This is a genomic window from Dysgonomonas sp. Marseille-P4677 (assembly GCF_016652235.1).
GTDB lineage: Bacteria > Bacteroidota > Bacteroidia > Bacteroidales > Dysgonomonadaceae > Dysgonomonas.
This window is the reverse complement of the sequence record NZ_JAEPKU010000049.1, coordinates 1-14,216: the sequence shown is the minus strand read 5'-3', so window position 1 is coordinate 14,216 and position 14,216 is coordinate 1. Positions and strand designations below refer to the sequence as shown.

Annotated in this window: 8 protein-coding genes; all 8 read right to left on the bottom strand. The window is 37.3% G+C overall.

Annotated features, from left to right (window positions below):
* Positions 1-189 precede the first annotated feature (189 nt).
* Positions 190-1,641, bottom strand: coding sequence for a PA14 domain-containing protein (locus JGH11_RS10055; RefSeq protein ID WP_201111457.1), 1,452 nt, complete (start codon positions 1,639-1,641; stop codon positions 190-192).
* Complete coding sequence (locus JGH11_RS10050; RefSeq protein ID WP_201111456.1) at positions 1,638-3,599, bottom strand: alkaline phosphatase; 1,962 nt, start codon at positions 3,597-3,599, stop codon at positions 1,638-1,640. The genes JGH11_RS10055 and JGH11_RS10050 overlap by 4 nt, the downstream gene beginning before the upstream one ends.
* Before the next feature lie 14 nt (positions 3,600-3,613).
* The gene (locus tag JGH11_RS10045; protein WP_201111455.1) at positions 3,614-4,480 is read right to left on the bottom strand and encodes an endonuclease/exonuclease/phosphatase family protein; all 867 of its coding nucleotides are present in this window, start codon (positions 4,478-4,480) and stop codon (positions 3,614-3,616) included.
* 17 nt (positions 4,481-4,497) lie between these two features.
* On the bottom strand, positions 4,498-7,434 hold the full coding sequence (locus JGH11_RS10040; protein WP_201111454.1) for a GH92 family glycosyl hydrolase: 2,937 nt from the start codon (positions 7,432-7,434) through the stop codon (positions 4,498-4,500).
* A gap of 67 nt (positions 7,435-7,501) precedes the next feature.
* The gene (locus JGH11_RS10035; protein ID WP_201111453.1) at positions 7,502-9,019 is read right to left on the bottom strand and encodes a RagB/SusD family nutrient uptake outer membrane protein; all 1,518 of its coding nucleotides are present in this window, start codon (positions 9,017-9,019) and stop codon (positions 7,502-7,504) included.
* Between the two features lie 11 nt (positions 9,020-9,030).
* Positions 9,031-12,426, bottom strand: a complete 3,396-nt coding sequence (locus JGH11_RS10030; protein ID WP_201111452.1) for a TonB-dependent receptor — start codon at positions 12,424-12,426, stop codon at positions 9,031-9,033.
* A gap of 219 nt (positions 12,427-12,645) precedes the next feature.
* A complete protein-coding gene (locus JGH11_RS10025; RefSeq protein WP_201111451.1) occupies positions 12,646-13,629 on the bottom strand; it encodes a FecR family protein in 984 nt (327 codons plus the stop codon).
* A 60-nt stretch (positions 13,630-13,689) separates the two neighbouring features.
* On the bottom strand, positions 13,690-14,216 hold a 527-nt coding region (locus JGH11_RS10020; protein WP_201111450.1), incomplete at its 5' end, for an RNA polymerase sigma-70 factor.

Genomic DNA, 14,216 nt, shown 5'->3' with positions numbered 1-14,216 from the left:
CCTGTTAGTACTACCGATCTTATTAATTTATTCATAATTAAGGTTAAGTAATTAAATATATTTGTTTGAACTTTTTTATTTAAAAGGTAACAAAAGTAACAGGTTTTTGTATGTTTTTTTGTTGTTACTTTTTATCTGTTGTCTTTAGATATTACAATATAGATAATTGAAATACAATATAGTTATGCGTTATTCGGCTATAAATAGGATATTATCCGGTAGGATATCTTCCCTGATATTACGACTCGAATAGCCAACTTCCAATATCTCACCCATATAATCTTCAAAATATAAAACCTCAAGTTCGTGGAATCCGGCCTCAAGAGCAATTTTCCCGTCTCTGCGCCTCATACTATGCGATCCATCGTTATCGACAACCAGTTTGCCATCAATAAAGAGTGTTGAACCATCATCAGAATAAGTGTAAAAGCGATATACACCCCTTTCAGGTATTTTTATCCATGTCTTAAATGTAAAAGCCATAGAATCTTGTGCTGCAGCAGAGGCGATGCTTATATTATTTAGTATACCGGTCTTTATAGGTTTGGTAGACTTAATCTGATCAGTACTTTTAAATCTTGTACCCTCATAATAGGAATAAGAAACACCTTGTTGTTTTACTTTTATATTCTTAGCAGGAAGATATTCCATCGCTCCTTCATCTATTGAAGATAAGCCCGAAGGATAGTAGTACATAAGTTCTGTCCCCTTTGGAGTTCTTATCCATGTATCAAACTTGTTTTTCCCTTCATACATCATTATGATACGCGAACCGCGTTCAAGATCTCCATAGGCATCAATTCCTGAAGTACGACCAAATGCAAGAGCTATACCTTGTTCTATACCAATATAATCATTATCGTGGTCATGTCCGACAAATATTCCCATTACATCCTTTTTCTCTACCATCGAACAGAACATTCCGGAGTTGATTTCGGGAGATGCTACACCTTCCTCTTTATTGCCGATAGTGGTTTCTTTTCCTACTACATTGTTGAATTCGAGTACCGGAATATGGAAGAATGCCAATGCAGGTAATGGAGTATTATTATTTTGCGCTGTAAGTTTATCACTTGTTTTGCGATACCACTCTATCTGGTCGAAGTGTATCCAATCGTAGTGCCCATATTTATTCGCAGGAGGTTTATTATTTGTATCTATACAATAAAGAGCCGCAGCCGTTTTTGTATTTTGTGAGCTTTGTATAGGTAGCACGTAATTACCGCATCCGGTCATTTCCGGACCCTTTTCCCCAATAAAATAAGGCAAACTCTCTATGATATCGAATATCTCTTTTCGGCTCACACCTGTTTCTGCGTCATGGTTTCCCAAGGTTACAGCCCAAGGTGTTTTGGTATCAGCGAAAATCTTAGCAATAGCCAACCAACCTTCTTTTGCCGGAGCATCGGTTACAATGTCTCCCGTGAGTATGGCGATGTCGGGCTTTTCGGCCTGTAGAACGGATTTTATGACTTCAACGGTTTTGGGACAATTAGGAGACTTGTTGCTCCAGTGTATATCAGTAAATTGTGCAATCTTAAACTCACCGTTTTTATTGAACTTGAGTTGATAGTTTCCTTTTTGGGCATATATGCCTATATATAGAAATATCGAAAAAATGATTAATATATATTTTTTCATAATCCGATAAGGGCTTTGATCTTATGAAATATTTGAGTGTTCTTATATACTCCCATAAATTCAGATGCACCTGGTCCATACGCAAAAACAGGTAGCATAAGAGGTGTATGGTCGTCGGTCATATAGCGGGCAGTGAGATGTCCTGTTGTCACTTTTCCATCTACAAGAGTAAGTCCCCCTGTCTCGTGATCTCCGGTAACAATAACCAATGTTTCGCCATTGCTATCAGCAAATTTGAGTGCTTCGGCTACAGCAAGGTCGAAACTTAAAGTTTCCATTATCGATCCCGGCAATGAGTTCGCATGTCCTGCATAGTCTATTTTAGCACCTTCTACCATAAGGAAGAATCCTTTATCACTCGCCGATTTTAATTTATTAATAGTTCTTTTTGTTGCATCGGCTAGCATTGGCAGTGTCGATTCTGAAGCTGCTAAGTCCATGCGTTCATCGATGCAAATGATCTTTTTATTATCAGTATCTATATCATCTATCGAGGTCGATATTCTGTATTGTGATTTTAGTTGTCCAAGCAAATCTTTATTATCATTTCTTTTAGTAAACACAGACATTCCTGCACCATTCAATACGGTCAATTTTCCATTCAGTAAATATTCGGTAATTTCATCAGAATTATCTCTTTCTACCGAGTGTCCATAGAAAGCCGCAGGAGTAGCGTCGGCTACATTACCTAGGGTGATAACTCCACAAGCATAACCACTGTCATACATCACATCTGTTAATGAAGGGTAGGGAATACCATTTTCGCTCATGCTTATGTGGCGATTGTTATGCAATTCTCCGGTTGCTAAAGCGCTGCCACCCGCTGCCGAGTCTGTAGTATAGGCATCTTTGGAACTAGTGTTTTGCAATCCGATATATTTCATATTGAATATCGATAATCCATTACCTTTAGCGTAATTTGCATTATTTATAGTAGCTCCGGCTTGCAATTGAGCTAATCCGGTACCATCCCCTATCAGAAATATTACATTTTTAATAGGTTTATTACTTCCGTCATTCTTATAGCTTGGTGTATACACGTCTATTCCTTCAGAAAGCTGCAGCAATTTATTGTTGAAACCCTGGAAGCCAACGGTGGTTTTATCCAGCCTTTTTGCACGTGCTACTTCATCCGAAACGTCTTTAGTTGTTCCATCTATATGAAAGTTCTTATTATCGAAGTGAGAAAAATAATCGGTACAAGCTTCAGGTCTGTCAGTATTTATATAGTCGATGCCCATATTATGAAACGTATTCCATGCGGTAACTCCATCGGGAGTACCCCAAAAACGAATAGGTTTACCAAGAGCATGTACTTGTGCTATTGCTTTTGTAAGTTCCTTGTATTCTTTTGAAACGATAGTCCCTTTGCCATTCCACTTGGAATAATCAGCGAAATTTAAGCTGATCATCGCTATTTTTTGAAGCTGTTTAGGTGTATACTCAATTTTGCTACCATCGAAAGAAATACAAGACGGATATTTGCTAAAATCGTTAGCATCGGGACGATTTCCGGAGATAACTACACGTACAGCAAAAGGATTAACTGCCGGGTCGAATACATCGGGATAGGCTTTTAATTTAGATATAAGCCTGTCTAATGTTGGATTTACCGGAGTTTTCAGGTCTATAAGGAGGGTGAGTATCTGATCTGAGTTTTTCCATGGTTTTCCCTTGTTCTGTTTAAACAGATTTACCAATGGCATGAGATATGCATCATCTAGGGTGGGGGAAACATTTAAATCTTCTTTATTGTGAGCGACTAGTAATTCACCATTTTTCTCAGTAGCAAAAATATCTGCTTCTATAGAGGCTGCTTGTTGAGCATATGCCTGATAGAAAGGAACACGTTGTTCATAGTCGTTGTGAGAATGTATGAGTATCCTCTGCTGAGCACAGAGAGCGACTGGCAGGAAGAGTATTCCTGCCAAAATTATATTTCTTAAAAGCTTGTTCATAATTTGCTATTTCGTTATTGGATCTCTATTTGTGCCACAACTACAGAGTGATCCGAGATATATTGATCATTTAGTTTTTCATTCAGTACACTATGTTTAAAAACTTTTGTTTCGGGGCTGACAAAGATGTAGTCGATAAACTCACGTTTGTCTTCCGGTACTCGGCCAAATCCATGGAATGTCCAGTTTGTTCCGTTTTTTTCGGCAGCGATATCTTTAGAATGTATAAGATGGTGTGGATTAGAAGCATCAGTTACATGTTTGATAACGTCAGATGCAGGGTCTGCATTGAAATCTCCCGTCATAATAATCGGTAATCCTCCTCCCAGACTAACAGCCCTGTCGAGTAATAAGGTTACTCCTTCTTGTCTGGCTACTTTTCCTACATGGTCGAGATGCGTATTAATAAAGAAGAATTGTGTTTTGGTATTTATATCTTCCAACACAGCCCATGTTGCAATACGCTCGCACGCGCCGTCCCATCCACGTGAGCCCGCCACCTCAGGAGTTTCACTTAACCAGAAATGTCCGGACTTTATTTCGTTAAAACGATCTTTCTTATAGAGGATGGCACTGAATTCACCCTTTTCTATACCATCTGCACGTCCTACACCTATAGCTGTATACTCGGGTAAACGTGATTTAAGATCGTTTAGTTGATTTACAAGTACTTCCTGAGTTCCTATGACATCAGCATTCTGTTCTTTTATTGTTTGTGCAGCGATATCTTTTCTGTATTGCCAGTTATTGAGGCTGTCTTCCGGATTATCGTAACGAATATTGAAACTCATCACGTTCAGGTTCAATGGTTTTTGCGATTGTTTACTATTACAAGAAATAAGTAATAATGCGACTCCTAATAAATAAAATAACTTTTTCATGTTTATATAGATTTATATTATTTTATAAAAAGATTTTCTTTTGGAATAGCTTCAAATTGAAGTGAATTTGGTTTTTTCCACCCCCAACTAAGGTCTTCTCCTTCGTAATCTTCGAAATATAATAATTTGTAAGAATGATAGCCTTTTTTTAATGCAATACGTCCTGTCGCTACTATGGCTGCATGAGAACCATCATTGTCTACAACCTTATTATTGGCGACATATAATACACTTCCATCGTCAGATTTTGTCATAAACTCATATATTCCATCTTCGGGTATATTTATTATGCCTGAGAAAGTATATGCGAAATGATCGGGCTGTTTAGTCTCCTTGATAGAAGGTTCATTCATTATTCCTTTTTCGATAACGGGCATTTTCTCTATTTGTTCTACGCTTTGGATATATCCTTCATAATAATTGAAGTTTGTCCCATTCTCTTTTCCTATTGCAAATATCGGATTTTTATAGATAGCTTTTGTCGCTAGTATCGAGAAAGTTTTACTCGGAATATAATTCTTTTTGAAAGCTTTTGCTTTTATTGTTGTAGAGGTCTTTAGTTTAAAAGTACTTGTATAAGGAGTTGAATCTTCATCAGGCTCTTTCCCATCCAACGTGTAATATATTTTGGCATCTCGAGTTACAGATGCTAAGTCAATGTTGATACTATCTACAAATAAATCCAGATCGTTGGTCGTATAAGGGATGGATGCTACATTGCCCGTAGTCATAGAATGTGGATAATCAGATTCTGCAATACCTCTGGCTTCATTTGGAGTTGAGCAGAGTGTAAATTTTAATTCACCCCCTTGCATTAGGTCTTGGAAGGCTATATAATTGACAGATATTTCTTTTCCATTCAAAGCTACTTTGTCTATATATGTATTCTTTTGGGGGTTGTTTGCCTTTATTTTCAATATTTTTCCATTGGCTAGCTTTATTGTAGCAGTTTCGAACAAAGGGGATGTTATGGAAAATTCGTTTGATCCCGGACATACAGGATATATTCCTAAACTACTGAGAATATACCATGCTGACATTTGTCCGCAATCTTCATTTCCACTTATACCTTCAGGAGTCGGCTGGTACATCTCGTGTAGGATGCGACGCGTCATTGCTTGAGTTTTCCATGGCTGGCCTACATAATTATACAGGTAAACCATGTGATGGCTAGGTTCGTTTCCATGCGCATATTGACCAATAAGTCCAGTTATATCCGACATATGACCATCTACCTTCGATTCGACAGAGAACAAACTGTCTAGTTGGGCTGTAAATTCTTCTTTTCCTCCGAACAATTGTATCAATCCATTTACATCATGAGGTACAAAGAAACGATATTGCCATGCTGTTGCTTCAGTGTATGCTCTTCCTGCTTCGTATGGGTTGAATGGATTATCCCAGTTTCCATCCATTCGTTTTCCTCTAAAGAATTTTGTATGCCCGTCAAAAACATTTATATACGATGATGCCCGTTCTGTATATAACTTGTAGTCGTCATCTTTTCCCAGTTTTTTCGCAACTTGGGCAATACACCAGTCATCATAAGCGTATTCGAGTAAGCAAGAAACAGATTCTCGTTTAATATTAGAAGGTATAAATCCGTACTTGATATAATAATCAGAGCCTTTTTTATTTTTATCGGAAGATATTTTCATTGCTTCATAAGCCTTATTTATATCAAATCTGTTAATCCCTTTCAAATAAGCGTCTGCAATAACAGATACTGAGTGATAACCAATCATTGTTCCGGTTTCTCCCGCTGAGAGCGGCCATATAGGAAGCTCTCCGGAGGCATCGTACATTTCCAGATATGAATCTATCATATTATTTACGAGGGTAGTATCGGTAAGAGTAACCAGCGGATTCCATGCTCGGAATGTATCCCATATAGAAAATGTAGAATAATATTTATGACCTTCGGGTAATTGTCCGATTTTCATATCGTGGCGACGAAATTGTCCGTTCACATCGTTCGCTATATTAGGTACTATCTTGGTGTGGTAAACCGCTGTATAGAAATTCTTCAGATCATCATCAGAACCTCCTTCTACTATGATGTCGGAAAGAGCTTCCTCCCATAGTTTGCGGGTTTGATTGTGAGCCCAATCAAATTCGAACCCTTCCATATCGTGAGCTAAATTTTTCCTTGCATTGTCTTCACTTACAATAGAAAAAGCGACTTTAGCGATAATAGGTTCGCCTGTGGATGTTCCGAATGTGAGGATTGCCTGTTGGTTATAACTTTTGGCATTTTCATCTTTTTCTAGAATAAGCCCATTGTCGACAAATTTAGCAGACTCAAAATTTGTCGAGAACTGAGCCACGAAAAATACATATTGATTAGTTACCCAACCTTGTGTGCGGCGCATACCTGTAATTTCGTTGTTTCCTGTTTGCTTGATTATTAAAGAATCAATATTTTCTTCGGCCAAAAGATGTGACATATCTATAACTATAGATTGGTTCTTTCCTTCGGCGAAGGTGTAGCGATGTACACCTGTATATGTGGTAGCTGTTAGTTCAGCTTTTATTCCTTCCGATTTAAAGTCTACAGAGTAATATCCGGGCGATGCCAGTTCGTCTTTGTGAGAGAAAGCCAGTGGTTCGAAAATATACCCTTTTTGATTATGAATAGGAGTAATATCCTTTGTTGTAGGATGAAATAATACATCGCCTAAGTCGGCACAACCAGTACCGCTAAGGTGAGTATGTGAGAATCCAATAATTGAGGAGTCGCTGTAATGATAACCCGAACAGGCGTCCCAGTCTCCTGTGCGAGTGTCGGGGCTAAGTTGTACAGCTCCGTATGGAGTTGTAGCTCCGGGATAGGTATGACCATGAAACCCCGTTCCTATGAATGGGTCAACATAATCAATAGGTGTTTTTTTTTGTTTAGATGAACAACTTGATAATAAGATGATAATGAGTAGAAAGAGTGAGGCCTTTTTCATGAATAAAGTATGAGTTAAACTTATCGGGGAGATATTAATATCTCCCCGATAGCAATATGTGATTTAATTATTTAAAATTTGAATATCCGTCTGCAGGATTGTTTACTAATAAATAATCTGTATTTTCTATCTCTCTTTGAGGTATAGGGAAATGTGCATCTTTCGTAGGGTCGAAAGTACGAGGTCCGCGAGGATCGGTAGCAACAGTTGCGGCAGCATATACTTCTTTAGCCAGTCCCCAACGAACAAGATCGTAATGACGCTCGTCTTCATATGCCAATTCGCAACGACGTTCGTTTACTAAGTCATTGAATGTAGGTGCAGCTATTGCCTTTGTGACATCACCTCCAAAAGCTCTTACTCTGACCTCGTTGAAAGAAGCGGCAGCGGCAGGAACTCCCAATGTACGATTGCTTGCTCCGCCTCCTGCCAAGAATATCTCAGCTTCGGCATGAATTAATAAAACATCGGCATAACGAAGTAATGGTACATCAGCTCCACTTTCCCAGTTCCAACCCGAAAGGTCATTATAAGCTGCCGAGTACTTAGTTCCCATGTAACCGGTAGTCATATCTTTGATCATATCGTTTGTCAGAGTCGTTGTTTTACCTAAGAAATGAACATCATCGCCAGCTCCTTTAAGTGTAACCAAGCGGCGTGTGTCGTTTGGTGCAAATGCATTGAATAAGCTTTTTGTAGGTGCAAAATAATACCAACCAGTACCCCCGGAAAGAGTTCCTGAAAGCAAAATGACAGAGGTTACTGTTCCTTGATTTCTAACAGGAGCATTAGTCAAATTGAACAATACTTCTTCATGTTTTTCTCCGGCAGGGGAAAATAAATGAGCAAAACCATTGTTGTTAGTTTTATCAAGAGAATATTTACCAGAGTTGATTACTTTTTCTGCCATAGCTTTAGCTTCTGTATATTTACCCCAATGAGCATATACTTTTGCCAGTAATCCGTATGCAGCTCCCAAGTTAGGACGACCTGTAGCATCTTTGTCGCGAGTCCATAAGCTTTGGTTCTCAAAATGCTTGATGGATTCTTTCAGGTATGCTTCTATTCTTTTGTATGTCTCAGTTTTAGTTTCACGAGGCTTGTTTATTTCTTCAGGATGTTGCCAGTCATAGAATGGAAGTCCTCCATATCTTTTTGCTAAATGGAAATAAGCGAATGCACAAACAAAATTAGCTTCTCCTAGCATAACATCTCTGCTTTTGTCTGACATTTCTACTAACGGAGCGTGCTTCATTACATCATTTGTACGGCGAATAACCTTGTACATAAGTTTCCAATTGTCGAACTGGCCACCCGAAGCATTAGTCGTGGTTCTAAATTCAGTAAGGGCTTCATCATCACCTTTGCTACGGTTTATAACCATGTCGTCACTTGCTGCTCCGACCCACCAGTGTCCACGCCCAAAGCCTTCTTCTTCATAAAATGGAGCATATGCGGCATCCAGTCCTAATTGAACATCAGCTTCCGTATTCCAGAAGTTAGATGTACCATATGGTTCTCTATCTAAATCGCAGGAAGCGAATAAAAATACCGGTATTAAAAATAATAATTTATATAGTTTCATGTTTATCTGATTTAAAAGTTTACATTAATACCCATTATAAATGTTTTTGGTTGAGGGAATTGCCCTCTGTCGACACCTATTTCAGTTACACCATAATTATCTATTTCATTGGCGTAAGTTTCGCCTAACTCAGGGTCGAATCCTTTATAACTAGTAAATGTTAATAGGTTTTGAGCTGTAAAGTATACTCTCAACTTTTGAAGTTTTAGCTTTTGGCTAAGTTTCCTATCAAAGGTATAACCAAGAGTAAGAGTCTTTAGCCTTAAATAATCACCTTTGTCAACATAGTAATCAGACATTCTGCGGTTATTATTCTTATCGCTGATTGTTACACGAGGTCCATTTCCATTCGGGTTGTTGACAGGGTGATAACGGTCCATGATTGCTGCAAACTGATTGTATCTTGCATCAACAAACATTCCTTCATATTTAAGAGCATTGAATATATCGTATCCGGCTACGCCTTGGAAAAAGAAGCTAAAATCAAATCCTTTATATTCCAAATCTGCACCGAATCCGTATGTGAAATCAGGGAATCCACTACCTATATTTGTTTGGTCATTAGAATCTATCTTTCCGTCTCCATTTAAATCTAAGAATTTCAAGTCTCCTACTTTTGCATTAGGCTGAACTTTATTGCCTTTATTATCTACATAAGCGTCAATCTCTTCCTGTGATTTAAATACACCTCCATTTTTGTAACCGTAGAAATGCGCAATAGGTTCACCTACTCTTGTACGGGTAATGTTAGTACCGCGATAAGCACTTGTAAACATGTTACTGCTTCCTGTACCCATAGAAAGAACTTCGTTCTTTACAGTACTGAAATTACCATATGTGTTGATTCTAAGATCATTAATTTTGGTGTTGTATGACAAGTTCATATCAAAACCTCTGTTACGAACTTCTGCTGCATTTACAATTTTACCACCATCAACACCAACAAGAGATGGGATAGGTATTTCGATAAGTACGTCGGATGATTTTTTTATAAAATAATCGAATCCAAAATCAAATTTATTTAAGAAGCTTACATCCAAACCTAAGTCGGTCTGTGTTGTAACCTCCCACCTAAGGTCAGGGTTTGGTAAGTTTGATTCGTAACGACCAAATCCGACTTTTTCGTTACTGCCGAATACTGTGTTGTATCCGTCATTATCGGTTGTATTCGCGATTAGGACTTTTGTTGGATAGTTACTTCCTAGATCCTGATTACCAAGTTTACCCCAGCTTGCTCTTATTTTTAGATTTTGGATTGCTTTTTCTTTCAATGGTTCAAAAAAAGCTTCTTCCGATACACGCCATCCTCCCGAAACAGAAGGGAAGTATCCCCAACGGTTGTCTTTCGAGAATTTAGAAGAACCATCGGCACGGAAACTCGCCGATAATAAATATCGGTCGGCAAATGAATAATCAAGACGTCCGAAATAAGAATTCATAGCCCATTCTTCGCGACCCCCTTGCAGCCAAGCTATACTTGTTGCCGCAGATAGATAGCGTTGCGATTTTTCTTCCGAAATAAACCCTGTTCCACGAGCATTTGTATATTCCGAATTGAAAGCTTCGTAAGAAGTACCGCCTAATACCATTATTTTATGACTGTCGATGGTTTTATCAAACTTCAGTGTGTTTGTAGTCATCCATTTCGAATTATCCCAATCGCGTTGAGTCAATTCATTTGTATTTGAAGCACGACCAGCTTCAGGAACTCTCGTTACAAACCATCTTTCACCCCAGCTCGACCAATCATATCCTAAATCGGTTTTAAATGTAAAATCATTCAGGAATTTGTATTGAAGGTATGCGTTTCCAAAAATACGGTTACGGGTACGTTTACGGTCAGACCTGTCAAGTGTTGCAACAGGGTTTTTCAAGTCGGCACCAAGTTCTCCGCTACCGCTATAAATACCTTTTTCTTGATTTTCATATACAGGAACGGAAGGATCGAATTGTAATGCAGGAGCTATTGCACCGCCTGCGCCCATTTCGGGAACAATGTCTTGTTTCGAATTTGTAATCATAAGGTTTTCACCAATGACCAGATTCTTAATGACTTCCAATTCTGTGTTTATACGAAGGGTTGTACGTTTGAAACCAGAGTTTTTTAATAGTCCATCCTGAGTGAGGTGAGCACCCATGATGTTATATTTAAATTTGTCGGAACCTCCGGAGAAGGCAATGTCATAGTTGCCTTGATAGGCTGCATCAGAAAATATCTCGTCTTGCCAATTTGTTCTCGTAACTTTGGCATAATCAGATTTATAATATTTTGTAGGGTCTTCACCTGCTTTTGGTGTATAACCATCGTATTTTATAGCATTATCGTAGGCTTCAAGGTGAATTGTATTACGTTGTTCTGCATTCAATAGGTCTATTTTGTTTTGAGGTGTAGAAAAACCATGGTGCATATTAAATGAAATATTTACCTTATCTGATTTACCTCCTTTTTTTGTTTGAATAATAACAACTCCATTTGCTGCACGTGATCCGTAGATAGCAGCAGAAGCGGCATCTTTTAGCACGTCGATACGCTCTATGTCTGTCGGATTTACATCATTCATATTGTCGGCAGGCATTCCATCAATAACATAAAGTGGTTCGTTATTTCCGAAAGTACCCATACCACGGATACGGATAGATGTTCCTGAACCCGGAGCCCCACTGCTTTGGAGAACGGTTACCCCAGACATACGTCCTTGTAATGCGCTGTTAATACCACTTACGGACATGTCGTTCAAACTAGACATCTTAACCGAAGATACAGCTCCCGTCAGGTCGGCTTTTTTCTGTGTTGTATAACCAACAACCACAACTTCTTCCAGGTTTTGAGCATCTTCTTTTAGTGTTATATCAAGGGTTGTTTGATTCGATATTTTTATTTCTTGAGTAACAAACCCGACATATCTGAAAATTATTGTAGCATTTTCATTTATTTTATTTAAAATGAAATTACCATCTATATCGGTAACAGTGCCATTGGTGGTTCCTTTTAGGATGACACTGACTCCCGGTAGTGGGAGGCCCGATTCGTCCTTCACAAGACCTTTTATAGAGCGTCCGTCTTGTTTCACCTCTTTGGTCTCGGTTGCAGATAAGATTATTTGATCTTCTACAATTGAGTATTTTATATTTGACTTTTCAAATATATTATCAAGTACATCGCTGACAGGCTTATCCTTTACATCTATCGATACAATCTGATCTGTATTGATCAGTTTTTCATTGTATAAGAAGTGATAAGATGTTGACTTCTCTATTTCAGATAAAATAGAACGTATAGAAGTAGAAGATTTCTTGACAGATATCAAGTCTGTTCGTTTCGATTGTACAGTAAAGGACATAAAAACAAGTCCTAATAATAGGAGATATTTACATCTCCCTTTTACAATAAATTCTTTAATTGTCATAGAATGCTTTTTTAAGGTTAATTGTTTCTTCCCTGATTGATAATTAAAAAAGAACAATCTTTGGATTTTGTTTTCGATGAATAGTATCTTTTTTTCATAAACTTAATTTTAAAATTTGCACAAAAGAATATTTATTTTCTTAAGCAAACGTCTATTTGAGATTAAGCTTTGGTTAAAATGTTGTTTGTCTATACCATATTTTAAAAATTTAAATGAATGTTAATTTCTTAAGGTTCCTTTTTTATAAAGTATTATTTCCGAATTTTCTTTTTTCCATTCCAATTGCGGTGAACTTTCTTTCAACATATCCAAAATCTGATAAATTGATTCGTCGGTGAATGTTGCTGTAAATCGGTATTCTTTTATACTTTCACTTTCGATTATGATATTAGTTCTAAACACCTTCTTTAGCCTTTGGATTACTTCTTCAAGTGGTTTGTTGTTGAATATCAGAATACCTTGTTCATAAGCATCATATTCATTTGGCGTTGTATTTACGATAGTGTATTTTTTAGTGTTTTTGTTGAACGTTAATTTGGTATCGGGTTTTATGGTCACAGGATATCTCAACGATTTGTTTTCGAAATCGACAATACCTCTTTCCAGATAAACAGATATCGTTTTATCGTCTTCATAATTGCGCACCGAAAATTTTGTACCATAGGCTTTGACTCTTGTACCATCGAGATTTTCTACATAGAAAGGATTTTCGATATCGGATTTTACTTCGAAAGTTGCTTCTCCATCAAGTTGTATCAAGCGTTCGCCGTTCTTAAAAACATTTGGATATTTGATTGATGATCCTGCGTAAAGAGTTGCTTTTGATCCGTCGGGAAGTATTATAGTTACTACTTTTGCATTTGTTGCGACAACTTCATTGTATGCAATTGGGGTTGCTTCTTCTTTTGTCAGAAAAAGATATGAGACTCCCATTATAAGTGGAATTGAAATGATGGCTGCTGTATTAATTAGCCAACGTTTGAGAGATGCGTATTTAGTCCTTTTTTCAGAGATGTTTAGATTTGGCTTGTTCTTGTCTAGAGCTAGAATTCTTAAGCTTTGATTTATAAAATTTCTGTCATGAAACATTTTTCTAGCTTCATCAAAAGTTTGAAGAGCCAATTCAAATTCTAATTTCTCTTCATCGGTTAAGTTTTTATCGTAAAATTTATAGATGAGCTCCTCTATTCTTTCTTTATTCATAGTTATTTTAAATGCTTCTGTTTATTAGACAGCTATCTTGTCAAATACCCTATGAATATTCTATATTTTTTTATAATAAAGAAAAAGAATAATGAAAGGATAGTAGTCTTTTAATAATATTGATAAGGAAATCAGTGACTTATGGATGTATGATTCTACAGTCTTGATGGAAATATTTTGCTTCTCAGCAATTTCTTTATATGTCATATTTTCGAATCGGCTCATTTTAAATACAATCCGATGCTTCTCGGGTAATTGCTGTAACGCATTTTCAATTATTTTTTCTATTTCCTCCACCGACAATAAGTCTTGGGTTGTATATACATCGTAGGTATTTAGAATATATTGCTCGTAAGAAGTTTGATTTTTTTCTTTTTCTATTATATTTAGACAGTTGTTTCTTGTGGCTGTAATAAGATAGGAGCGGATCGAGGATGAAATGGTTATATTTTCTTTGTCTCGCCAAATTTTGAGAAATACATCTTGTACACAGTCTTCAATAGCCTGCTGATCTGTTATATATCGGCTGGCAAATACACACAATGGAGTAAAGAATTGATTGTATAAAGTATTAAAAGCTTTTGTAT

Excerpts from the sequence above, each read along its gene's own strand:
- JGH11_RS10055 (WP_201111457.1), bottom strand. The coding sequence starts at position 1,641 with ATGAAAAAATATATATTAATCATTTTTTCGATATTTCTATATATAGGC.
- JGH11_RS10050 (WP_201111456.1), bottom strand. The coding sequence starts at position 3,599 with ATGAACAAGCTTTTAAGAAATATAATTTTGGCAGGAATACTCTTCCTG.
- JGH11_RS10045 (WP_201111455.1), bottom strand. The coding sequence starts at position 4,480 with ATGAAAAAGTTATTTTATTTATTAGGAGTCGCATTATTACTTATTTCT.
- JGH11_RS10040 (WP_201111454.1), bottom strand. The coding sequence starts at position 7,434 with ATGAAAAAGGCCTCACTCTTTCTACTCATTATCATCTTATTATCAAGT.
- JGH11_RS10035 (WP_201111453.1), bottom strand. The coding sequence starts at position 9,019 with ATGAAACTATATAAATTATTATTTTTAATACCGGTATTTTTATTCGCT.
- JGH11_RS10030 (WP_201111452.1), bottom strand. The coding sequence starts at position 12,426 with ATGACAATTAAAGAATTTATTGTAAAAGGGAGATGTAAATATCTCCTA.
- JGH11_RS10025 (WP_201111451.1), bottom strand. The coding sequence starts at position 13,629 with ATGAATAAAGAAAGAATAGAGGAGCTCATCTATAAATTTTACGATAAA.